Raw genomic sequence first — 22,603 nt, forward strand, 5'->3', positions numbered from 1 at the left:
GCATCCCCTCCGGTCACCATGTCAACGTCGCCTTGGCCGTGGTGAACGCTTCGGCGTACCGCGCGCGGCACTCCATCCCGCGCAGACGGGCCAGTCCGGCGAAGACTTCTTCGTCGAACCAGTCGTGCGGGACCTGGGACGGGTAGGCCTTGCGCAGCAGGGCGATCTTGTCGCGCAGCTGCTCCTCGGTCAGTTCGACGTACAGCCACGGCCGGCTGATGTCGCCGTCCCACTTGGGGATCTCGTAGTGCAGCACCAGCTGGTCCCGCCAGACCGTCGGCGCCAGCTCGGCGATCAGGCGGTGGTCCTGGTGCGCGTCGGTGCGGCTCGGCGCGAGCACCAGGTCCGGGCGCCGCGACGATCCGGTCTGAGCCGCCCGAGCCGTTGCCTCGAGCAACTCCTTGGTCTCGTTCCAGTACGACGGCAGCCGGCCGTCCGGCAGCTCGGCCGAGGTGACGGTCACCTCGCACTCGGGCAGGAACAGCTCCGCCGCGCGGCGGGCCTCCTCCAGCCGGAGTGCGGACCCGGTCGCGATGACGAACTCGGCGGTCAGCTCCGGGACCGACTCGGCCAGCTTCAGCAGCGTGCCGCCGCAGCCGATCTCGATGTCGTCCGGATGGGCGCCGAGGGCAACCAGATGAACCGGCCCGTCGATCAGGCCGAGCTGGAACGGCAACATCAGATCGCCACCACTACAGGGTCGTCGCCGACGGATCCGGCCGGAGCGTCGAAGCCCTTGTCCATCACCTGGCCACGCTGCGCGCGGGCCTCGTGGCTCCACAGCGCCCACGGCTTCTTGCCGGACCGGTACAGCTCCTCGAGCTGACTGCGCTCCTTGAGGGTGTCCATCGGCGCCCAGAACCCGTGGTGCGGGATGGCCTCGAGCCTGCGCATCGCGGCCAGTCGCGGGAACGCGTCGCCGACCAGGTCCTCGTCCTCGTGCAGGACGTCGAAGATCTCCTTCTTGATGACGAAGTAGCCGCCGTTGATCCACGCGTTCAGGTCGGCCGCCGACCGCAGCCCGGTGACCCGGGCGTCGGTGCCGAACTCGACCACGTGGAACGACGCCTGCGGCGGCACCGCGAGCAGGCTGGCGGTGATGTCACTGGTCATCACGTGGTCGACGATCTTGTCCATCGGAGCGTCGGTCAGCACGTCGCCGTAGTTGGCCAGGAACGCGTCGTCGTCCTCGAGGTACGGCCGGACCCGGCGCAACCGCTCACCGATGCTGGTATCGATCCCGGTGTCGACGAAGGTGATCTTCCACTCGCTGATGTCGGAGTCGAGCAGCTGGATCCGTTGCCCGCCCTTCGACATCACGAAGTCGTTGGAGACCGTCTCCTCGTACCGCAGGAAGTACTCCTTGACCGCGGACCCCCCGAAGCCCAGGCACAGGATGAACTCGGTGTGGCCGAAGTGTGCGTAGTAGCGCATCACGTGCCACAGGACCGGCCGGTCGCCGATCGTCATCATCGGTTTCGGCGCGGAGTCCACGCCGCTGCGCATCCGCAGCCCGAACCCCCCACAGAAGATCACGACCTTCATCGCGCTGTTCCTTCCCCCCACTGAGTGCTGTCAGATCCCTCTTACGATTCAGAGCAGTTCGAGACGCGGGATGGGTACGACGAACTTCGCGCCCCACTCCCGTGCGTAGCCGAGCTGGTGGACGATCTCCTCCCGCAGGTTCCACGGCAGGATCACGATGTAGTCGGGGCGCGTCTCGGCGAGGCGCTCCGGGGCGAAGATCGGGATGTGTGTGCCCGGCAGGAACATGCCGTGCTTGTGCGGGCTGCGGTCGACCGTGTACGGCAGCAGGTCCTCGCGGATGCCGCAGTGGTTCAGCAGCGTGTTGCCCTTGCCGGGTGCGCCGTAGCCGGCGACCGACTTGCCGTCGCGCTGGGCCTGGATCAGGAACTCCAGCAGATCGGACTTGATCGTGAAGACCTCGGTCGCGAAGCCCAGGTGGCCCTCGACCGTGTGCAGGCCGGCGTCCGCCTCGTCCTGCAGGACCTTCCCGACCAGCTCGGTCGGCTCGCCCGCGGTCTCGATCGGCGTCGACATGACCCGCAGCGAACCGCCGTGGCTGGCCAGTTCCTGCACGTCGACGACCTTCAGGCCGGCCTTCTCCAGCGCCAGCGCGGCGGTCTTCAGGCTCAGGTACGAGTAGTGCTCGTGGTAGATCGTGTCGTACTGGCGACGCTCGATCAGCCGGAGCAGGTGCGGGAACTCCAGCGACACCAGGCCGTCGTCCTTCACCAGCGCACGCAGGCCCTTGGCGAAGTCGACGATGTCCGGCACGTGCGCGAACACGTTGTTGCCGACGACAAGGTCTGCCTGTCCGTGCCGCGCCGCCGCGTCCTTGCCGGTCTCCTCGCCGAGGAAGTAGCTCTCGGTCCGGATGCCCTTCTCGTTGGCGATCGCGGCGATGTTCGCGGCCGGCTCGATGCCGAGCACCGGGATGCCGAGCGCCGTCGCGTGCTGCAGCAGGTAGCCGTCGTTGCTGGCCGCCTCGACGATCAGGCTCTCCGCGCCGAGGTCGAGCCGCTCCTGCATGTCCACGACGAACCGGCGGGCGTGCTCCACCCAGCTGGTCGAGTACGACGAGAAGTACAGGTAGTCGCTGAACACGTCGTCGGCCGCGACGTACGCCGGGAGCTGGACCAGCAGGCAGTTGTCGCAGATCCGGACGTTCAGCGGATAGAAGGTCTCACCGCTGTCGATCTGGTCGGCGCGCAGGAAGCTCTCGCACGGCGGGGACATGCCCAGGTCGACGAACGTCCGCGTCAGTGTCTCGCCACACAGGCGGCAGGCGACTGATTCCCCCATCAGTGCTTCTCCTTGAATAGTGCGTCCCCGGGACCGGGGAACTGCTCGTCGGTCTGGCGGCGCAGCTGGTCGTCGACCATGCCGGCACCGAGCAGCTGCTGGATCCGGCGCAGCCGGACGAACTGCGCGGAGTTGAAGTCCTCCAGCGTCAGGCCGTGCCGCTCGTACGCGGCGGCCAGTTCGTCGGCGCCCCTGCGCACAGTCCACGCCAGCTTGAGGTTCGGGAAGGTGTCGTTGAGCTTGCTGAAGTCGACCTTGTAGTTGCGCAGGTCCGGTCCGGCGCCGTCGGCGATCGACAGGGTCGAGCCGGGCACCGCCTCGCGGACCATCTCGGCGATGTCGCGGACCTGGACCACGTCCTCGGACCGGCCGACGTTGAACGCCTCGTCGTGGATCACCTCGCGTGGCGACTCGAGCACCGTCAGGAAGGCCCGGCTGATGTCCTCGATGTGCACCAGCGGCCGCCACGGCGTCCCGTCGCTCTCCAGCCGCACCTGCCCGGTCGTCATCGCGATCGCGGTCAGGTTGTTCACCACGATGTCGAGCCGTAGCCGGGTGGACACGCCGTACGCGGTCGCGTTGCGTAGGTAGGTCGGGCTGAACGTGTCATCGGCAAGCTTCGACAGTTCCTTCTCGGCCAGCGCCTTGGTCTCGCCGTACGGCGTGACCGGGTACATGTCCGCGTCCTCACCGACCGCCTCGGAGCCGGCCGCGCCGTACAGGCTGCAGGAGGAGGCGAACAGGAACCGCTCGATGCCGGCGTCCTTGGCCGCCTGGGCCACCTTGAGCGTCCCGTCCAGGTTCACCGAATACGTCGCGTCGCGGTTCAGATGACCGAGTGGATCGTTCGACAACGCGGCCAGACAGACCACGGCGTCGTACCCCTCGAGCTCGGCCGCGGTGACGTCCCGCATGTCGCGCGGTTTCCGGTTCCCGATCGGATCCGGTCCTCCCAGCAGATCGCACCCCTCGTACAACCCGGTGTCCAGCCCGTCCACCTGATGTCCGGCATCGCGCAGGAACGGCACCATCACAGCGCCGATATATCCCCGGTCCCCGGTGACCAGAACCCTCATCCGTCGCTCCCTCACCCCAGCACTGGTCTGTCGCCCAATACAGATCGGCGACCGGGCCGCCTGATACACGCAATTTCTTCCGGCGGTGTGTATCAGGGGGCGGCCGCGGCTGCTCTTCTCTGCGCTGCTGCCGTACGTGGGGGTTGCCCGCGTCATGAGCCTGTGGGGGGCGTTATGAAGGTTGCCGTATTCGGCTTGGGCTATGTGGGGTCAGTGACGGCTGCGTGCCTGGCTGCCAACGGCCACGACGTCTGGGGCGTCGATGTCGATACTGCGAAGGTCGGTCCGATCACCGGGGGACACAGCCCGGTGGTCGAACCGGGCCTGGACGAACTGGTGGCGGACGGAGTCACCGCGGGAAGACTGCATGCGACCACCGATCCGCGACTCGCGCTGGAACGCGCCGACGTCTCGCTGATCTGTGTGGGGACGCCGTCGACCGCGGCGGGCAGTACCGACCTGACCTACATCCGGCGGGCGGTCCGCGACATCGCCGAGGCGGCGCATGTCGCTGAGCCGCCGGAATCCGGGTTCCACAGCATCGTGGTCCGGAGCACGGTCCCGCCGGGAACCGTGGACGAGGTCGTCGCGCAGGTGCTGGCCGACGTACCGGTCGCCGAGGGTTTCACCTTCGGTACGGCGATGTGCCCGGAGTTCCTGCGGGAAGGATCCGGGCTGGCCGACTTCTACGATCCACCCTTCGTCGTCGTCGGGACACGCAACGCGAAGGTCGGCACCGCCCTGACCGACCTGTTCGGGTTCCTCGGCGTCGACGTTCAGGTTGTCGACGTCCGGACCGCGGAGGCGCTCAAGTACGCCTGCAACGCGTTCCACGCGACCAAGGTGTCGTTCGCCAACGAAATGGGCCGGATCTTTCGGTACTACGGCGTGGACTCGCGCGAGGTCATGCGGATCTTCGTCCAGGACACGAGCCTCAACATCTCGCCGTACTACCTGCGGCCTGGGTTCGCGTTCGGCGGCTCGTGCCTGCCGAAGGACCTGCGCTCGGTCCTGCACCTGGCCCGGGTCAACGACACGGACCTGCCGCTGCTCGCCGGAACGCTGGCGACCAACGAGCTGACTGTCCGTGACGTCGTCGACCGGGTCGTGGCCGGCCCGGGACGCGAGATCGCACTGCTCGGCCTGAGTTTCAAGCACGCGACCGACGATCTGCGCGAGAGCCCGAGCGTCGAGCTGGCCGAACGGCTGATCGGTAAGGGCTACAACCTGCGTATCTACGACGCGATCGTGAACCCGAGCCGCCTGGTCGGCGCGAACCTGCGGCACGTGACGTCGAAGCTGCCACACCTGCAACGGGTGCTGACCGACGACCCGACCGCGGCGCTCGCCGGCGCGGACCTGGCGATCGTGTCGGCGACCGACACCGCCGCGATCGACGCCCTGCTGAGCACTCCGCCGTCCCGGACCATCGACCTCAGCGGCCGGCTCGGCGACGCCGTCGAGGCACTGCCCGGATACGAAGGAGTCGGCTGGTGAGCGGTCCGCGCGTACTGATCATCATCCAGAACCTGTGGGTGCCGTTCGACCGCCGGGTCTGGCTGGAGTGCCAGGCCCTGGTGGCGTCCGGGTACGAGGTGACCGTCGTCTGCCCGAAGGGCCCGGGCGACCCGTCGTACCAGGTCATCGACGGGGTGACCGTGCACCAGTACAAGGCCTACTCCCCCGGCGGGAGCAAGATCGGGTTCGTCGCGGAGTACGCGTACTCGTTCCTGGCGACGCTGCGGCTGGTGCTGCGGGCGCGCAAGGCCGGCACGTTCGACGTATTGCAGGCGTGCAACCCGCCGGACATCTTCTGGCCGATCGCGATGCTGCTGCGCCGGCTGGACCGGACGAAGTTCGTCTTCGACCACCACGACCTGTGCCCGGAGCTGTTCCAGTCCCGCTTCGGCGGTACGACGAGCCTGCCGTACAAGGGACTGCGGTTCCTGGAGCGGATGACGCACCGCAAGGCCGACCACGTGACCTCGACCAACGACTCCTACCGCCGGATCGCGATCACGCGCAGCGGCAAGGCGAACCACGACGTGACCGTGGTCCGCACCGGGCCCGACCCGGACAAGTTGCGCCGCGGCGGGGTGGACGAGTCCCTGCGTCGCGGTCACCGGTACCTGGTCACCTACATCGGTGTGATGGGACCGCAGGACGGGGTCGACATCGTGGTCCGCGCGGCGGATCACATTGTCAACAATCTCGGCCGGACCGACATCGCGTTCACGCTGATGGGTGGCGGTGACTCCTTCGACGACGTGGTCGCGCTGCGGGACGAGCTCGGCCTCGCCGAGCACGTCGAGTTCACCGGCCGGGTGCCGGACGAGACGGTGCGTGCGGTCATGTCGACCGCGGACGCGGGCCTGTCGCCGGACCCGAAGAATCCGCTGAACGACGTGTCGACGATGAACAAAACGATGGAGTACATGGCCTTCGAGCTCCCGGTCGTCGCCTTCGACCTGATCGAGACCAAGGTGTCCGCCGAGGACGCCGCGGTGTACGTCGAGCCCAACGACGTCGCGAAGTACGGGCAGGCGATCGTCGACCTGCTCGACGACGAGGTTCGGCGCCGCCGGATGGGCCGGCTCGGCCGCGAACGGGTCGAGCAGGTGCTCGCCTGGAAACACCAGCAGAAGGCCTACCTCGAGGTGTACGACGGCCTGACCGGTCACGTCAGCGAGGTCGGCGACGTGGCCCGGGCCACGGGGTCCTGAGGTGTGCGGCATCGCCGGCTGCTACCAGCAGCACGACGGCTTCGCGCTGGCCGAGACGATGAGCGACCGGATCGCGCACCGCGGTCCGGACGCCGACCATGTCTACCGGTTCGAGGACGGTGACGTGCGGGCGCACCTCGCACATCGTCGATTGTCGATCATCGACCTGTCGTCGGGCGCGGACCAGCCGTTCACCAAGCGCGGCCTGACGATCTGCTACAACGGCGAGCTCTACAACTACAAGGAACTGCGCGCCGAGCTGTCCAGGTCGGGCGTCGCGTTCCGGACCAGCTCGGACACCGAGGTGGTGCTCGAGGCGTGGCGGCGCTGGGGTCCGGCCGCGCTGTCGCGGTTCCGCGGCATGTTCGCGTTCGCGATGCTGGACGAGGACAGCGGCAGCATGTACCTGGCCCGCGACCCGCTCGGCATCAAGCCGCTGTACTTCCTGCGCCGCGAGGGCGGCGTGGTCTTCGCGTCCGAACTGAAGGCATTGGTCGCCGCGGTCGGGTCGGAGCTCCGCACCGAGCCAGGCGCGTTGATCGCGTCGATGCTCTACTACTGGCTGCCCGAGCAGCGCTGCGCGATCGACGGCGTGGAGAAGTTGCCGCCGGGTTCGTGGGCCGAGTTCCGGCCGGATGGCAGCAGCCGGCACGAGACGTACTGGCGCGTGACCGACATCGCGACCCAGGCAGCCGCAGGGCCGCGGGCAGATCTGCGGACGGTGATCGAGGAGTCGGTCGCCGCTCACATGGTCGCCGACGTGCCGGTGTCGACGTTCCTGAGTGGCGGTCTCGACTCGAGCCTCGTCACCGTGCTGGCGAAGCGGCTCGATCCGGGTGTCGACTCGTACACGATCACGTTCCGCGCGCAGGACCAGCGGCTCGAGGCGATGCCCGACGACGCGATCTACGCGCGCAAGGTGGCGCAGCAGTTCGGCATCGACCTGCACGAGATCGAGATTGCCCCGGACGTGGTCGACCTGCTTCCGCGGATTGTCGACACGCTCGACGAGCCGATCGGTGATCCGGCCGCGATCAACACCCTGCTGATGTGCGACGCCGCGCGCGCCGCCGGGGTCAAGGTGCTGCTGTCCGGGATGGGCGCCGACGAACTGTTCGGTGGCTACCGCAAACACCTCGCGTGCGTGATGGGAGCGCAGTACCAGCGGCTCCCCGGCGTACTGCGGAACGGTCTGATCGGCCCGGCGGTACGGCGGATGCCGGTCACGGTGAACGGTCGCGGACTGCGATACGCCCGCTGGGCGAAGCGGTTCCTGACCTTCGCGGATCTGCCGGAGGAGACGGCGTTCCGGCGCAGCTACACGATGTACGACGGCGACCAGCTGACCGGACTGCTGAGCCCGGACCTGGAGCCGTACGTCGGGAAGCTGCTGTCGGAGCACAGCGACATCTATCACGACACGACGCTCGACGATCACGTGAACCGGATGTGCCTGGCGGACTCGCGGATGTTCCTGCCCGGGCTCAACCTGGCCTACACCGATCGGTCCAGCATGGCCGCGTCGACCGAGGTGCGGACGCCGTTCGTGGACCCGATCGTCGCCTCCGCGGCGTTCTCGATCCCGGGCAGCGAGAAGATCCACCGCCGGCAGGGCAAGCTCGCGCTGAAGAAGGCGGCCGAGGCCTGGCTGCCGAAGGAGATCATCTACCGGCCGAAGGCGTCGTTCAGTGCGCCGCTGCGGGCCTGGGTCCGCAACGACCTGCGGGAGCTGGTCGACGACACCTTGCTCCGCGGCGAACTCGTCGGCAGCGGCTTCCTCCAGCAGGCCGCCGTACAGCGGTTGGTCGACGACGAGCGGGCCGGTCGCGAGGACTACTCGAAGCAGATCTGGCAGCTGCTGACGCTGGAGACCTGGACCCGCCACATGCGCTCCCTGGGCGTGACCATCACCTCACTCTGAAGGCTCCACACTCTCTGAAGGACTGGCATGAAACAGGTTGCACAGAACTACAAGTCCGGTGAGCTCGCGGTCCTGGACGTGCCTCCGCCCACCTGTGCGCCGGGCGGCGTGCTGGTCCGCTCGCTGTACTCGCTGATCTCCACCGGCACCGAGCTGATGAAGGTCGGCGAGGCCAAGCTGTCCATGCTCGGCAAGGCGCGGGCGCGGCCGGACCAGGTCCGCAAGGTGCTGGACTCGGTCGCCCAGCAGGGCGCGGTCAACACCTACAAGAAGGTGATGAACAAGCTCGACTCGTACACGCCGCTGGGCTACTCGCTGTGTGGTGTGGTGGTCGAGGTCGGCGCCGGCGCCGAGGAGTTCAGCGTCGGGCAACTGGTCGCTGCCGCGGGCAACGAGTTCGCGCTGCACGCGGAGTACAACTGGGTCCCGGTCAACCTGTGCGTGCCGGTGCCGGACGGCGTACCGCCGGAGCAGGCCGCGTTCTCGACGGTCGGTGCGATCGCGATGCACGGCGTACGGCAGTCGGAGGTGCAGCTCGGCGACACCGCGGTGGTGATCGGGCTCGGGCTGGTCGGTCAGCTCGTTGTGCGGCTGCTGGTTGCGGCCGGAGTACGGGTGTTCGGGATCGACACCGTCGACGACCGGTGCCGGATGGCGGAGAAGGCCGGCGCGCTGCACTGCTCGTCCGCGGACGAGGCGGGCATCGCGTCGCTGGAGCGGTCGATCCTCGAGGCCTCCAGCGGACTGGGTGCCGACCACATCCTGCTCGCCGCTGGTGGTCACTCGAACGGCCCGGTGGAAACCGCGGCCCGGCTGGCGCGCGACCGCGCCCGGGTGGTCGACATCGGCAAGACCAGGCTCGACCTGCCGTGGAACGCGTACTACGACAAGGAACTCGACGTCCGGTTCTCCCGCTCCTACGGTCCCGGGCGGTACGACGACCGCTACGAACTCCAGGGCATCGACTACCCCGCCGGCTACGTCCGTTGGACCGAACGCCGCAACCTGGCGTGCTTCATAGACCTGATCGCCCGCGAACAGATGGACATCGGTTCCCTGATCGCCGGCACCTTCCCGATCGCCGACGCGACAGACGTCTACCAGCAACTCAGCACAGGAGCCCTCCCCGGAGTCGGCTTCCTCTTCGAATACCCGAAGGACGCCGCGGAAACGGCGGAAGGCAATGGAGCGGCCCACACCGGAGCCAGCGCGGCGCACAACACCGGAGCCAGCGCGGCGCACAACACCGGAGCCGGCGCGGCGCAGAGCGCGGCGGGAATTGCCCGAACCGCGCCCGGGTCCACGGATGCTGCGACTACTACCCGCCGGCGGGAGCCGGCCGGGCGGCCGGCTTCCGCCGGCGGAGCACGGCTGGGGTTCATCGGGGCAGGCAACTACGCATCGAGCATGCTCCTGCCGCACCTGCAGAAGAACGAGGATGCGGTCCTGGCTCACGTCGCGACCAACAAGTCACTGTCCGCCGCCAACGCCCAGCGCAGGTTCGGGTTCGAGAACATCTCGACCGAGGCGAACGCCGTACTGTCCGACGAGAGCCTGGACGCGGTGTTCGTGGTGACTCGGCACAGTAGTCACGCGGAGTTGGCGTGCCGGGCGCTGGAGACCGGGAAGGCGGTCTTCGTGGAGAAGCCGCTGGCGCTGACCACCGAGGACGTGGACCGGATCGTCGCCACGGTCGATGCTACCGGCAACGACCGGCTGATGGTCGGGTTCAACCGCCGGTTCGCTCCCCTGCTCACCGACCTGCGCGACCGGTTCGGCGACCCGGGCGGCAACTACTCGCTGCGCTACCTGGTCAACGCCGGCCGGCTGGACCCGTCCAGCTGGTACCTCGACCAGGACAAGGAGGGCAGCCGGTTCGGCGGCGAGGGCGGTCACTTCATCGACACCCTGGCCTGGTGGCTGAACAGCCCGCCCACCGAGGTGTACGCCGTACCCGGACCGGACGCCGGCGACGTCATCGTCACCCTGCGGTTCGCGAACGGCTCGGCCGGCCAGATCACGTACGTCGGCGGCGGCAACGCGCGGTTCCCGAAGGAGACGCTGGACATCACCGGCGGCGGCCGCAACGGCCGGCTGGACAACTTCCAGAGCGCCTCGGTCTGGGCCGGCCGGAAGCCGTCGACCCGGAAGGCCCGCGGCACCGACAAGGGCCAGCGTGTCGAACTCGAACGCTTCGTCGCCGCGGTCAAGTCCGGCGGCCCGATGCCGATCTCGTTCGACTCACTGATCGCCACCACGCGCGCGGCCATCGCCGTCGACCGGAGCCTGGCCAGCGGCCGTCCGGAGATGGTGTGAGCCGCCAGCCCTTGGGTTGGTACGTCCGCCGCTTGCGCCGGATGTCCCCCACCGAGCTGGCCTGGCGTACGCGCGACCACGTACGTCGTACCACCTGGGCCTATCAGCAGGTCAGGCCCGGGCAGGACGTGCAGGTGCATCCGCCGGTACGCAAGGAGCTGACCTTCGGTACGACGCTGCCGTCGCATGCGGCGGACGCCGTACCGGAGGAAGCGCGCAAGGCGATCATCGCGACCGCGGACGCGATCATGGCCGGAAAGCTCGAGGTGCTCGGCGCCGACCGGACGGATCTGCGCTCGCCGGACTGGTTCCGCGACCCGACCACCGGCCGGCGGTCCGACCCGGCGCAGTACACCTTCCGGCAGAACCACCGCAACGAGGAACTGGTCGGGAACGTCAAGCAGGTCTGGGAATTGTCCCGGCACCACCACCTCACCCAGCTGGCCGCGGCCTGGTACCTGACCCTCGACGACGCGTACGCCGAGCGTGTCGCCGAGCACCTGAACGACTGGTGGCGGTCCAACCCGTTCCTGTCCGGTGTGCACTGGGCGAGCGGGATCGAGATCGGCATCCGGCTGATCAGCTGGACCTGGATCCGGCGACTGCTGAACGACTGGCCCGAGGTCACCGACCTGTTCGAGCACAACGAACTCGCGCTCCGGCAGATCTACTGGCACCAGCGCTATCTGGCCGCGTTCCGCAGCCGTGGTTCGTCGGCGAACAATCATGTGATCGCCGAGGCCGCCGGGCAGCTCGTGGGTGCTTGCGCGTTCCCGTGGTTCACCCAGAGCTCGCGCTGGCGCGACGATGCGGCCGCGCTCCTCGAGAGTGAACTGGACGCCAACACCTTCCCGTCCGGCGTGAACCGCGAACTCGCGACCGACTACCACCGCTTCGTCTCCGAGCTCGGCCTGTACGCCGCTCTCGAGGCGGACAAGGCCGGCCATCCGTTGACCGAGAAGACCTGGGCACTGCTGACCCGCACGATCGACGTGGCCGCGGCGATTGTCGACAACACCCTGCGGCCGCCACGTCAGGGCGACGACGACGAGGGCATGGTGCTGGTCCTGGATCCGCCGAATGTCAGCAATTGGTCGGCGTTCCTGTCCCTCGGCGCCGCCGTCGTCGGCCGCGCGCCCTGGTGGCCGGAGGTCCCGGTCACGGCGACCGCGGCCCTGGTCGGTTCACTGGTAGATGGTCGACAATCCGATCGTCCAGCCGAACGACCAGAGCATTTCGAGGATGCGGGCCTCACGATCCTGCGCAGCCGCGACGCAGGGCCGGAGATCTGGTGCCGCGCCGACGCGGGCCCGCACGGCTTCCTGTCCATCGCCGCCCACGCGCACTGCGACGCGCTCTCGCTCGAGGTCCGGGTCGGCGGCGTCGACGTCCTGGCGGATCCAGGCACGTACTGCTACCACGGTGAAGAGGCCTGGCGAAACTACTTCCGCTCGACCATCGCCCACAACACCGTCGAGGTATCCGGAACCGAGCAGTCCGTCCAAGGCGGCCCGTTCCTCTGGTTGCGCGGGGCAACAGGCCGGGTACGCCGCTTCGCCGCCGATGATGATGTGGCGACGTGGGACGCCGAACAAGACGGCTACCAATCCGGCGACAACCCGGTGATACACCGGCGGACCGCCGTACTGGATCACGGGGTACTGCGGGTCGAGGACCGGCTCGATACGACAGCCGGCGTACGGATCGCGTGGCATCTCGGGCCGGAAGTGACGATCGACCTGGATGGAGCGACCGGACGACTGGAGTGGCCGAACGGCTCGGCGGTCGTCGAGTTGCCGGCCGGCCTGAGCTGGTCCGCGCACCGTGGTGACGACGATCCGTTGCTGGGCTGGTACTCACCGCGATTCGGGCACAAGGTCCCGATCACGACGCTCGTCGGTACCGGGAACCTCACGGCGGAGGACCCGGCGATCAGCACATTTCGATTCCGGTCTTGACCGGAGATCGGCTGTATCACCCCTCTTTCACCGCCCTCTATTACAGGACACCACCGTGGCGTTCGACTGGAGGGGACTGTGAGCGCACAGCAGCTCGACGTCAAGAAGTCCTGGCGGGCCATTCGCAGGTACCGCCTGATCGTGGCTGCCGTGGCAGCGGTCGGCCTGCTCGTCGGTCTTGCCGCCGGGTTCTTGGTGCCGCCACTGCACACCGCCACTTCGCTCGTGGTGCTGCCGCCACCACTGGCAGCCGATCCGGAGAAGGCGACGGGCACGCAGAGCATCGAGACGCAGGTCTTCATCGCGGAGAGCGAGCCGGTGCTGAGGAGCGCGGGGCAGAACCTGTCGCCCGCGCTGCCCTCCGAAGTGGTCAAGGGCAGGGTCAAGGTCACCGCCGTCACCGACGACGTCATCCAGATCGACGCCAAGGGAACGACGGCCGGTCAGTCGATGCGACTGGCGAATGCTGTCGCCGAGGTCTACCTGGTCTTCGTCACCACGGACCAGAAGCTGCCCGGCGACCTGGGGAAGAAAACGGGGGCACGGGTCTTGGAGCAGGCGACTACCGCACGGGGCGGGAATCTCGCGATTCACTTGGGAATCTTCGGGTTGCTCGGCGCACTGATCGGCGCCGTGGCCGGCTCGATCGGCGTACTGGCGAAGGTCCGCGGCGACCGGCGGCTGCGGCTGCGGGACGAGATCGCGGACGCGGTCGGACTTCCGGTGCTGGCGTCGGTTTCGTCGTACCAGGCAACCGATGTGTCCGACTGGGCCTATCTGCTCGAGCACTACTCACCAACGGCTGTCGAGGCCTGGAGTCTGCGCAAGACGCTGCATCACCTCGGCCTGGACGTGAAGGGCGGCGGGCCTGTCTCGCTGACCGTCATCTCGTTCGCGGGTGACGACAAGGCACTGCCGCTCGGCCCGCAACTGGCCGCGCTCGCCACGTCGATCGGCATCACCACCTCGATCGTGGTCGACTCGCACCAAGAGCCGGCCGGCACCACCGCATTGAGCATCCACCTGGTCGTCGTCGATCGGGACGCGCCGCACCTGGTCGGCGCCGAGCGCACCACCAACACGATCGTCGCCCTGTCGGCCGGCACCGTGACGGCCGAGGAACTGGCCCGGCTGGCTGTCGCGGCCGCGGCCGACGACCGGAACATCGACGGCCTGGTCGTCACCGATCCCGACCCGACGGACCGCACCATCGGCCGCGTCTCGCAGTCGATGCGCCGGTCGAGTTCCCGGCTGCCGACCCTCCTCACCGGTACCGCGAGGAGGGGCAAATGAGTAACCAGCCCTCCACCGAGCCCGTGGTGAGCCAGCCGGCCTGGACCGACGACGACGGCCTGTTCGCCGACGACGGACCGTCGACCGCGTACCCGCCGGACGCGCTGGTCACCTTTCGGTTTCTCCGCGACGCAGTCCGCCGGCACCTGCGGATCTGGCTGATCGTCGCCATCGTCGGGCTGGGCTGTGGCCTGGCGTCGACCGTCGTAGTGCCGACGACGAACGCTTCATCGACCCGCCTGCTGCTCACCCATCGCGATGGTGAGGACCCGGCCAAGGCGATGGCCACGGATGTCAGCCTGGCGACCACGCACACGGTGGCGCAGCGGGTCATCGACCTGCTCAAGCTGCCCGAGACCCAGGACGATCTGCTCAAGGAGTACACCGTGGGCGCCAAGACCGACCGGGTGCTCGAGATCACGGCCTCGGCGAAGACTCCTGAGCAGGCGACCAAGCTGGCGACCGTCGTCGCACAGGTGTTTCTGGTTTACCGCAAGGAGCAGATCGCGCTGCAGGACGCGCCGCTGATTCGCGACAAGACCGCGGCCGACAGCGACGTGACCGTGGCCGAGCAGGCGGTCCGCGCCGCCGGCGACGATCCTGACGAGCTGAAGAGCCCGACCAGCGCGGTGGCGACCCGGCTCGGTGCCGCCCGCGACCGGGCGCAGTACATCCGGCAGCAACTGGACGACCAGAAGGTCCAGGCTTCGCGGATGAACAGCAGCCGGATGCTCGACGCGGCCGCGCCGGTGCCGGTCTCGGCCAAGCGGACGATCGCGATCAACGCGGCCACCGGGCTGCTCGCCGGGCTGTTCATCGGTCTCGGCTTCGTCATCGTTCGTGCGTTGATCTCGGACCGGCTGTGGAAGCGGCAGGACATCGCCCGTGCGCTGGGTACCCGGGTCCGGCTGAGCAGCGAACGGCCGCCGCGCTGGCGGCTGCTGCCCTATCCCCGGTACCTGAGCGACTCGCAGCGACGGCAGCCGGAGGTCCGGCTGATGGTGCAGCACCTCGCTCAGCGCATCTTCTGGGGCGAGCGTCCCACGCCGGGCATGACCGTGGTCAGTGTCGACGACGTGAAGACCTGTGCCCTTGTGGTGGCGTCGCTGGCGGTCGCGCTGGCCGAGGAGGGCAAGCACGTACTGGTGGCCGACCTCACCGAGACCGGCAGGCTCGCGGGCATGCTCGGCGTCAAGACTCCCGGCACGCACGAGTCACGGTTCAGCGAACCGGGCCGTCGGATCGACGTCCATCGCCCCGATCCGGACCGCGGACCGGCGCAAGGCTGCTATCTGCACCTGAGCGACTCCAACCGGCCGTCGAGCTCCGGCGACATCGCCCTCGACTCGGCCTGGGAGGTCTCGGACATCGTTCTCACCCTGACCACCCTGACGCCGGAGATCGGCGCCGATCACCTGGGCACGTGGGCGTCGCACGCCGCCGTCGTGGTGACCGCGGGCCAATCGACCACCACCAAGATCCAGGCCACCGGCGAGATGCTGCGGCTGGCCGGACTCGAGCTGGACACCGCTGTCGTCCTCCGTCCGGATCAGACCGACGAGGGTGTCGGCGTCGCCGAAGCCGAGGCCGGTACGCCGAGGACGGTGGACGTCGAGATGTTCGGCCGATGACCACGATCACCACCCGGTGGAGCACGCAGCTGGCCACGCGGCTCGGCCACCGCCCGACCAGGCGGGTGGTCGCGCCCGAGGTCCGGCGGCGCCGGCGGGTCCAGCTCACCTGGGCACTGCTCGTCCTGAACGTGATGACGTTCTTCCCGGGTGCACCGCACCTGCTGCCGATCCCGGGGTCCGTCGGCAAGCTCATCGCCCAGGGGGCACTGGTCGGCGCACTGATGATGGCGCTGTCGGTGAACCGGCCGGTCCGGATCCGGCCGAGTGTGTTCATCTTCCTGCTGCTGATGCTGGCGGCCGAGGGCCTGCTCGCCAGCGTCCGGGCCGAGTTCCTGTTCGGTGCGCTGTTCCGCGCGGGCCGCCTGTTCACCTTCGCGATGGTGCTGTGGCTGCTGACACCGTGGTGGACCCGCCGGGATCTCCTGCTCGTCCGGACGCACCTCCTGGTCTTGTGGAGCATCCTCGGCTCGGTCGTCCTCGGGCTGCTCGTCGCGCCGGGGTTGGCGCTGACCGAGGACCGGCTCGGCGGCGCCCTCTGGCCGATTCCACCGACGCAGGTCGGGCACTACGCCGCGGTGGCGGCCGGCCTCACGATCGTGCTGTGGCTGTCCGGGCTGCTCCGGCGCGGAGTCGCGCTCACCAGCGTGCTGGTGGCTATTCCTGTGCTGCTGCTGACGCATACCCGTACCGCATTGGTCGCGATGCTGGCCGGCGTACTGATCGCCGGGCTGAGCCTGTTCACCGCACGGTCGCGGGTCCGCAAGTCGTTCGCGATCGGCTTCGCCGCCTTCTCCGTCGGGGCGCTCACCCTCGGCTCGGTGGTAGCGACCTGGCTGGCTCGTGGCCAGGACGCCGAAGAGGTGACCGCGCTGACCGGCCGCCGGGAAGTCTGGGACTCGATCCTGGCCCAGCCGCGGTCGGCCTTCGAGACCCTGTTCGGCTTCGGCCTGTCCAACAAGTCCTTCAACGGCCTGCCGATCGACAGCAACTGGCTCGGCACGTACTACGACGTCGGGCTGGTCGGGGTCGCGATCACGATCATGCTGGTGCTGTTCGTCCTGACCGCCGCCTGGTTCCGCCCGCAGGGCCCGCATCGCGCGCTCGCGCTCTTCCTGGTCGCGTACTGCGTGGTCGCGTCCTTCACCGAGAGCGGCCTCAGCGAAGCGTCGCCGTACCTGCTCGAGCTGACGCTGGCGGCGTCACTCGTGTACTCCACATCCACCCGTGAAGGAGTGCGATGAAGATCCTGCTGGTACACAACCGGTACCGGTCGACCGCGCCGAGCGGGGAGAACCGGGTGGTCGACCAGGAGAGCGAGGCGCTGACCGCCCTCGGCCACGAGGTCCGGCACTTCGAGCGGCACAGTGACGCCATCGAGGACTGGCCCGCATGGCAGAAGGCGACGCTGCCCGCCCGCGTGGTCTGGAACCCGGCGAGCCGGCGGGACCTCGCCGCTGCCCTGGCCGAGGACCGGCCTGACGTCGTTCACATCCACAACACGTTCCCGCTGCTGAGCCCGTCCGTGCTGTACGCGTGCCGCAAGGCGGGCGTCCCGGTCGTGATCACCCTGCACAACTACAAGCTGCTGTGCGCCAGCGGCGACTTCTTCCGCAACGGCGAGGTCTGCCACGACTGCGCCGGTGGCAACCCGGCGCCCGCGGTGATCCACCGTTGCTACCGGGGATCCGCGCTGGCGACCTCGACCACGGTGCTGAACGCCCGGAGCCACCGGCGCAGCTGGCGCCGCCTGGTATCGGCGTACATCTTCATCTCCGAGTCCCAACGACAGCTGATGGCCGCGATGGACTTCGAGCCGGACCGGACGTTCGTCAAACACAACGTGGTCCCGTACGACGGCCCCGTCGGCGGACCGAAGGAGCGCCAGGTCACGTACGTCGGACGTCTGGACGCGGCCAAGGGCGCTCCCCTGCTGATGAAGGGCTGGGACGCGTACCGCGCGATCGCCGGCGACGACGCGCTCCGGCTCGTGATCGCCGGCGGCGGCCCGATGCTGGACGAGGTCACCGCCTGGGCGGCCACCCGGCCGTCCGTCGAGCTGCGCGGGATGATGACCAAGCCGGAGGTGTTCGAGCTGATCCGCTCGTCCCGGGCGGTCGTCCTGCCGTCGGAGTGGGAGGAGACGTTCGGCCTGGTGGTCGTCGAGGCGATGGCAGTCGGAGTACCACTGCTGGCGTCCGGCCACGGGTCGTTCCCGGACCTGATCACCGACGGCGTCGACGGCGCATTGTTCGAACCGGGACGTCCGGACGCGCTCGCCAAGTTGCTGCTCGACGTCGACACATCCCCCGATCGGTACGACGATCTCGGCCGGCAGGCCCGGACGACGTACGAGAAGAAGCACCAGCCACACCAGAGCATCGATCAGTTGCTCGACATCTACCGGTACGCGATCGAGCACCCGGTAACCGCCACCGCCTGAGTCCGAGGCCCAGATGCCCCCCGAAGGAAACGCCATGGAACAACGCGACCCGTCTACGGGACACGCGTGGTACCGCCGCCCGCCGTTCCTCATCGCCTCGGTATCGGTCGTGGTCGCCGCGCTCGTCGTGGTCGGGATCACCGTGCTCGACGGCGACGCGAGATCGAAGGCTCAGTCCAGTCCGTCCGCTTCACCTGCGGCCACGGAAACGAACGTCACCGCACCGACAGCGCCGCCGGCGCGGGTCTGCGGGAACGAGAAGGCCCTGGCCGGTCCGGCCACGGCTCCGTCCGGCGCGGTCGTGGTCGGCACGGGCCAGAACCTCAACGAGCTCACCACCTCGCATCCGGCCGGTACGACGTTCTGGCTGTCGCCGGGCATGCACCGGGTCGGGACCGGGCCGTACGCCCAGGTCATCCCGAAGGACGGCAACGTCTACGTCGGCGCGCCCGGCGCGGTCCTCGACGGCGGGAAGAGCAACCGGTACGCCTTCACCGGGTACGCCGCCGGGGTCACGGTGAAGAACCTGACCATCCAGAACTTCGGCGCACCCCGGACCAACAACGACGAGGGCGTGGTGAACCACGACGCCGGCTCGCGCTGGACGATCCAGGCCAACACGATCCGGCTGAACGCCGGCGCCGGGCTGATGGTCGGCGACCACAACGTTGTCCGCGGCAACTGTTTGGAGAAGAACGGCCAGTACGGCTTCAACGCCTACAACCCGGGCAAGGTCAAGGGCATCACGATCGAGAAGAACGAGATCGCCGGCAACAACACCGACGACTGGGAGAAGCTGAAGAAGGGCTGCGGCTGTACCGGCGGCGGCAAGTTCTGGGAGGTCACCGGCGCGGTGGTGCGAGGCAACTGGGTGCACGACAACCTCAGCGCGGGGCTGTGGGCCGACACCAACAACACCGGGTTCGTGATCGAGGGCAACTACATCTCCGACAACCTGGCCGAGGGCATCGTCTACGAGACCAGCTACAACGCCGGCATCCGGGGCAACACCTTCACCCGCAACGGTCTCCGCAAAGGCCTGCAGAACAAGGGCTTCCCGACCCCGGCGGTGTACATCTCCGAGTCCGGCAGCGACTCCCGGGTGACGGGCGTCTACAACAAGACCTTCGAGATCAGTGGGAACGTCTTCACCGACAACTGGTCCGGCGTCGTGCTGTGGGAGAACGCCGACCGGTTCGCCGGGTCGCCGGCCAACACCAGCACCGGCTCGGGCACGCTGGTCAACCCGTCGGTGGTCACCGCCAAGACCTGCAACAAGAACACCATCGACACCGAGCCGTACAAAGGCGACTGCCGGTGGAAGACCCAGAACGTGCGGGTGCACGACAACGTCTTCAGCCTCGACCCGGACAAGATCGGGATAACCTGCGCGTTCCGCAGCGGCTGCGGCTTCAACGGCCTGTTCTCCAACTGGGGCACGTTCCCGGATTGGTCGCCGTACAAGGAGGCGAGGGTGCAGGACGCGATCACGTTCCACCAGGGCAACCGGTTCTTCGACAACACCTACGCCGGTCCGTGGAACTTCGTCGTGCACGAGCAGGGCAGCCGGGTGAACTGGGCCGCCTGGCAGGGCGCGCCGTACGGGCAGGACCAGGACAGCGTGATCAAGGTGCAAGGGGAGCGCTGAGCACGATGATCGGGCCCCCTGAGCGTGCCGCCGGCGAGCAGATCGCGCTGCTCCGCTCGGTCGGGTACGCCGCGTTCGGGCGGCACGAGCGGGATCTCGATGTCCTCGACGTGGTCTTCGACAGCCTCGTCGACGCCCCGGACAGCGGCGACGTACGGCGGCTGCGGTTCGCCGGGTACGGCATCACCCTGGACGTGGACGTGCACGGACAGACCGACCTGACCGTCGAGCTGCGGGTCTCCCCGTCCGGCCCGGTCATGGTCGAGTCCCGCGGTGCCGACGACGGACCGACCGCGGCCCGGCTGGTCAGCTTCCTGCTCCGGTGGCCGGGCAGCACACAACGGCCGGTCCGGACCGCCTGGATCATGCTCTGATCAGACGGATCCGGACCAGCCGCCGGATACAGGCTCCTGCTTCAGGAGGCAAGCAGCAGTCTGAGCTTCTCCAGGCACCGGCCGCGGATCGGGCCGATGCTGCCGATCGGGATTCCGATCGTCGCCGAGATCTCCGCGTACGGCGCGGGCGGGTCGGCCATCAGCATGCCGAGCAGCTGCTGCCACCGGTCCGGCAGGCTCTCCAGAGCCCGCCGTACGTCGACCGCCCGCTCGTCGGCGAGTAGATCCGCGTCCAGCTCCGGCAGGTCGCCGGGCACCCCCTCGAACGCGGCCGACTCGTAGGTGAGCAGGACCCGCTTGCGGAACGCCAGCACCCGCAGGCATTCCCGGCGGGTGGTGACGACCAGCCACGCGCCGACCCGCTCGGGGTCGACGCGGTGGATGTGCTCGAGCAACCGCAGCCAGACCATCTGGGATACGTCCGCGGCGTCGCTGTCGCTGAGCCGGAAGCTGCGGGTAACGGCCCACACGAGCCGCGCATAGTGGTCGACCAACCGGCTCCAGGCGCCCTGGTCCCCGGACGCGGCCTGGATCACCAGGGTCGCGGCCTCGGACCGGACGACGACAGCGTCGTCGGCCGTTTCCTGATCAGTACCGGGCTCGGCACTGAGGTGTTGCATCATGAATTCCCCCCTCGGGAATGCACCGCGTGTTCTGACGTCCCCCGACGTAGTGGTGCGGTTGACTCGCCCGGCCGGCAGATGACCGGGCGGGTTTCAGTAGGCGCCGTCGCTTCCCAGGACGGCGCGGGCGGTCTTCCACAAGATCAGCAGGTCCAGCGCGATCGACCAGTTGTCGGCGTAGCGCAGGTCGAGCCGCATGGACTCCTCCCAGGTCAGATCGCTGCGACCGCTGACCTGCCACAGGCCGGTCAGGCCGGGCTTCACGAGCATCCGCCGCGCGTCGTCGATCTGGTACTTCGCGACCTCGGCGGGCAGCGGTGGCCGTGGGCCGACCAGTGACATGTCCCCCCGGAGCACGTTCACCAGTTGCGGCAGCTCGTCGATCGAGAACCGGCGCAGGTACTTGCCGACCCTGGTCACCCGTGGATCGTCGCGGAGCTTGAACAGCACCCCGTTGCCCTCGTTCAGCTTCTGCAGTTCGGCCTTGCGTTCCTCGGCGTCGGCCACCATCGTGCGGAACTTCAGCATCGAGAACTGCTCACCGCCGCGGCCGACCCTGGTCTGCCGGAACAGCACCGGCCCCCGGCTGGTCGCCTTCACCATGACCGCGGTCACGATCAGGATCGGCGAGACCGCCAGCAGTAACAGACACCCGAGTACCCGGTCGAAGATGGTCTTCAACAGGTGTGGCCCGCCGCTGACCGACGGCCGCTCCAGGTGCAGCAGCGAGAGTCCGGCGACCGGTCGGATCGAGATCCGCGGCCCGGCGACCTCGACGATGCCCGGCGAGACGATCAGTTCGACACCGCGCTGTTCGAGCGCCCACGACAACTTCCGCAGCGTGTACCCCGCCAGCTCAGGATCCGCGGCCACTGCCACGACCTCGACGTCGTACTGGTCGACCGCGGCCAGGATGTTCATCTCGGTCCGGCCCAGACGTTCGGGCTCCGGTTCCTCGAAGGCGTCGCCACGCGGCAGGCAGCTCGCGACCACGATGTAGCCGTCGGCCGGCCGCTCCTCCAGGTGCCGCCGCAGCGTGGTCACCTGGTCGTTGCGTCCGACAACGAGCACCCGGCGCATGCACCGCCCGGCGAACCGCCGCCAGGAGATGCTGCGGTGCAGCACCCACCGGCCGAACATCGCCGCCAGGCACGTCATCGGCACCGCCAGGATGACGAAACCACGAGCGACCTCGCTCTTGGTCGCGTACGACGTGATGGCGACCAGGGCGGTCAGCGCGACCGCGGCCCGGATGATCGAGCGGAACTCCTCCGGCCCGGTGCCGAAGTACCGGGTCTCGTAGCCCCGCTGCAGCGCCACACAGGCCAGCCAGGCGATCGGCAGCAGCGCGCCCACCAGGATGTAGCCAAGGTTGATCTGGGCTCCGAACCGGGCCACCAGCGCGAGCGAGCCGCCGGTCACAGCCGCGGCCAGGTCGGCCGTCAGCGCGGCTCGGCGGTACCTGCCCACCCAACGCGCCTCGGTGAACCGGGCCGACAACGGCACGATCGCCGGAATCTCGTCCGGTACCACCCAGACCGGCCGACGACGCTCCCCCGACGGCGCCGGCCGTAGATCAGCCGAATCGGCCAACCCCTCGGACATGACAAATTCAGTCACGCACAGTCACCCCCCACAGGTGAAAAGCGATGCCCGCGACCAACCCACTCCCCGTCACGGACCTCGATGAAATGCCGCCCCCACAACGGCATTGACCCAGAGAGTACTACGGGAACGCCTGGTCGGACAG

At 68.6% G+C, this 22,603-nt stretch carries 17 protein-coding genes; 11 read left to right on the forward strand and 6 right to left on the reverse strand.

Going from position 1 to position 22,603, the window contains the following annotated elements; translation table 11 throughout:
- Nucleotides 1-13 precede the first annotated feature (13 nt).
- The 4 genes from AB0I34_RS39245 to AB0I34_RS39260 are packed head-to-tail and all read right to left on the reverse strand — an operon-like array spanning nucleotide 14 to nucleotide 3,902.
- Entirely contained in the window at nucleotides 14-679 is a 666-nt protein-coding gene (locus AB0I34_RS39245) for a PIG-L family deacetylase (protein ID WP_360456036.1), read from the reverse strand.
- Complete coding sequence (locus AB0I34_RS39250) at nucleotides 679-1,545, reverse strand: glucose-1-phosphate cytidylyltransferase (RefSeq protein WP_360456039.1); 867 nt, start codon at nucleotides 1,543-1,545, stop codon at nucleotides 679-681. Before AB0I34_RS39250 ends, AB0I34_RS39245 begins: the two co-directional genes overlap by 1 nt.
- Nucleotides 1,546-1,593: 48 nt before the next feature.
- Complete coding sequence (locus AB0I34_RS39255) at nucleotides 1,594-2,826, reverse strand: class I SAM-dependent methyltransferase (RefSeq protein ID WP_360456042.1); 1,233 nt, start codon at nucleotides 2,824-2,826, stop codon at nucleotides 1,594-1,596.
- Nucleotides 2,826-3,902 carry an SDR family oxidoreductase gene (locus tag AB0I34_RS39260; protein ID WP_360456045.1) on the reverse strand — a complete coding sequence of 359 codons (1,077 nt, stop codon included), beginning with the start codon at nucleotides 3,900-3,902 and terminating at the stop codon, nucleotides 2,826-2,828. Before AB0I34_RS39260 ends, AB0I34_RS39255 begins: the two co-directional genes overlap by 1 nt.
- A gap of 174 nt (nucleotides 3,903-4,076) precedes the next feature.
- Between AB0I34_RS39260 and AB0I34_RS39265 the strand changes: the two genes are divergently transcribed.
- The 11 genes from AB0I34_RS39265 to AB0I34_RS39315 all read left to right on the forward strand — a co-directional run bounded on the left by AB0I34_RS39265 (nucleotide 4,077) and on the right by AB0I34_RS39315 (nucleotide 20,209).
- Nucleotides 4,077-5,399 carry a nucleotide sugar dehydrogenase gene (locus AB0I34_RS39265; RefSeq protein ID WP_360456048.1) on the forward strand — a complete coding sequence of 441 codons (1,323 nt, stop codon included), beginning with the start codon at nucleotides 4,077-4,079 and terminating at the stop codon, nucleotides 5,397-5,399.
- Complete coding sequence (locus tag AB0I34_RS39270) at nucleotides 5,396-6,625, forward strand: glycosyltransferase family 4 protein (protein WP_360456052.1); 1,230 nt, start codon at nucleotides 5,396-5,398, stop codon at nucleotides 6,623-6,625. The genes AB0I34_RS39265 and AB0I34_RS39270 overlap by 4 nt, the downstream gene beginning before the upstream one ends.
- A gap of 1 nt (nucleotide 6,626) precedes the next feature.
- Entirely contained in the window at nucleotides 6,627-8,546 is a 1,920-nt protein-coding gene (gene asnB / locus AB0I34_RS39275; RefSeq protein ID WP_360456055.1) for an asparagine synthase (glutamine-hydrolyzing), read from the forward strand.
- A gap of 27 nt (nucleotides 8,547-8,573) precedes the next feature.
- Nucleotides 8,574-10,862 (forward strand): bi-domain-containing oxidoreductase, encoded by a 2,289-nt coding sequence (locus AB0I34_RS39280; protein ID WP_360456058.1) that lies wholly within the window; start codon nucleotides 8,574-8,576, stop codon nucleotides 10,860-10,862.
- Nucleotides 10,859-12,820, forward strand: coding sequence for an alginate lyase family protein (locus AB0I34_RS39285; protein WP_360456060.1), 1,962 nt, complete (start codon nucleotides 10,859-10,861; stop codon nucleotides 12,818-12,820). Before AB0I34_RS39280 ends, AB0I34_RS39285 begins: the two co-directional genes overlap by 4 nt.
- Nucleotides 12,821-12,898: 78 nt before the next feature.
- The gene (locus AB0I34_RS39290; RefSeq protein ID WP_360456063.1) at nucleotides 12,899-14,113 is read left to right on the forward strand and encodes a hypothetical protein; all 1,215 of its coding nucleotides are present in this window, start codon (nucleotides 12,899-12,901) and stop codon (nucleotides 14,111-14,113) included.
- Nucleotides 14,110-15,744: a hypothetical protein gene (locus tag AB0I34_RS39295; protein WP_360456066.1), complete on the forward strand. Its 1,635-nt coding sequence runs from the start codon at nucleotides 14,110-14,112 to the stop codon at nucleotides 15,742-15,744. Before AB0I34_RS39290 ends, AB0I34_RS39295 begins: the two co-directional genes overlap by 4 nt.
- Entirely contained in the window at nucleotides 15,741-16,988 is a 1,248-nt protein-coding gene (locus AB0I34_RS39300) for a hypothetical protein (protein ID WP_360456069.1), read from the forward strand. Before AB0I34_RS39295 ends, AB0I34_RS39300 begins: the two co-directional genes overlap by 4 nt.
- The gene (locus tag AB0I34_RS39305; RefSeq protein ID WP_360456072.1) at nucleotides 16,985-18,187 is read left to right on the forward strand and encodes a glycosyltransferase; all 1,203 of its coding nucleotides are present in this window, start codon (nucleotides 16,985-16,987) and stop codon (nucleotides 18,185-18,187) included. Before AB0I34_RS39300 ends, AB0I34_RS39305 begins: the two co-directional genes overlap by 4 nt.
- A gap of 34 nt (nucleotides 18,188-18,221) precedes the next feature.
- Nucleotides 18,222-19,835: a right-handed parallel beta-helix repeat-containing protein gene (locus tag AB0I34_RS39310; RefSeq protein ID WP_360456075.1), complete on the forward strand. Its 1,614-nt coding sequence runs from the start codon at nucleotides 18,222-18,224 to the stop codon at nucleotides 19,833-19,835.
- Between the two features lie 5 nt (nucleotides 19,836-19,840).
- Complete coding sequence (locus tag AB0I34_RS39315) at nucleotides 19,841-20,209, forward strand: hypothetical protein (RefSeq protein WP_131350811.1); 369 nt, start codon at nucleotides 19,841-19,843, stop codon at nucleotides 20,207-20,209.
- Nucleotides 20,210-20,250: 41 nt separating this feature from the next.
- Here AB0I34_RS39315 and AB0I34_RS39320 read toward each other — a convergent pair whose 3' ends face one another.
- Both AB0I34_RS39320 and AB0I34_RS39325 read right to left on the reverse strand, forming a co-directional pair.
- Complete coding sequence (locus AB0I34_RS39320; protein WP_360456078.1) at nucleotides 20,251-20,850, reverse strand: sigma-70 family RNA polymerase sigma factor; 600 nt, start codon at nucleotides 20,848-20,850, stop codon at nucleotides 20,251-20,253.
- A gap of 96 nt (nucleotides 20,851-20,946) precedes the next feature.
- Complete coding sequence (locus AB0I34_RS39325; RefSeq protein WP_360456081.1) at nucleotides 20,947-22,473, reverse strand: sugar transferase; 1,527 nt, start codon at nucleotides 22,471-22,473, stop codon at nucleotides 20,947-20,949.
- Nucleotides 22,474-22,603: the final 130 nt, after the last annotated feature.

It is taken from the genome of Kribbella sp. NPDC050281, assembly GCF_040655855.1.
Taxonomy (GTDB): domain Bacteria; phylum Actinomycetota; class Actinomycetes; order Propionibacteriales; family Kribbellaceae; genus Kribbella.

Coding starts and splice junctions, on each gene's coding strand:
- AB0I34_RS39245 (WP_360456036.1), bottom strand. CDS start 679: ATGTTGCCGTTCCAGCTCGGCCTGATCGACGGGCCGGTTCATCTGGTT.
- AB0I34_RS39250 (WP_360456039.1), bottom strand. CDS start 1,545: ATGAAGGTCGTGATCTTCTGTGGGGGGTTCGGGCTGCGGATGCGCAGC.
- AB0I34_RS39255 (WP_360456042.1), bottom strand. CDS start 2,826: ATGGGGGAATCAGTCGCCTGCCGCCTGTGTGGCGAGACACTGACGCGG.
- AB0I34_RS39260 (WP_360456045.1), bottom strand. CDS start 3,902: ATGAGGGTTCTGGTCACCGGGGACCGGGGATATATCGGCGCTGTGATG.
- AB0I34_RS39265 (WP_360456048.1), top strand. CDS start 4,077: ATGAAGGTTGCCGTATTCGGCTTGGGCTATGTGGGGTCAGTGACGGCT.
- AB0I34_RS39280 (WP_360456058.1), top strand. CDS start 8,574: ATGAAACAGGTTGCACAGAACTACAAGTCCGGTGAGCTCGCGGTCCTG.
- AB0I34_RS39295 (WP_360456066.1), top strand. CDS start 14,110: ATGAGTAACCAGCCCTCCACCGAGCCCGTGGTGAGCCAGCCGGCCTGG.
- AB0I34_RS39300 (WP_360456069.1), top strand. CDS start 15,741: ATGACCACGATCACCACCCGGTGGAGCACGCAGCTGGCCACGCGGCTC.
- AB0I34_RS39305 (WP_360456072.1), top strand. CDS start 16,985: ATGAAGATCCTGCTGGTACACAACCGGTACCGGTCGACCGCGCCGAGC.
- AB0I34_RS39310 (WP_360456075.1), top strand. CDS start 18,222: ATGGAACAACGCGACCCGTCTACGGGACACGCGTGGTACCGCCGCCCG.
- AB0I34_RS39315 (WP_131350811.1), top strand. CDS start 19,841: ATGATCGGGCCCCCTGAGCGTGCCGCCGGCGAGCAGATCGCGCTGCTC.
- AB0I34_RS39320 (WP_360456078.1), bottom strand. CDS start 20,850: ATGCAACACCTCAGTGCCGAGCCCGGTACTGATCAGGAAACGGCCGAC.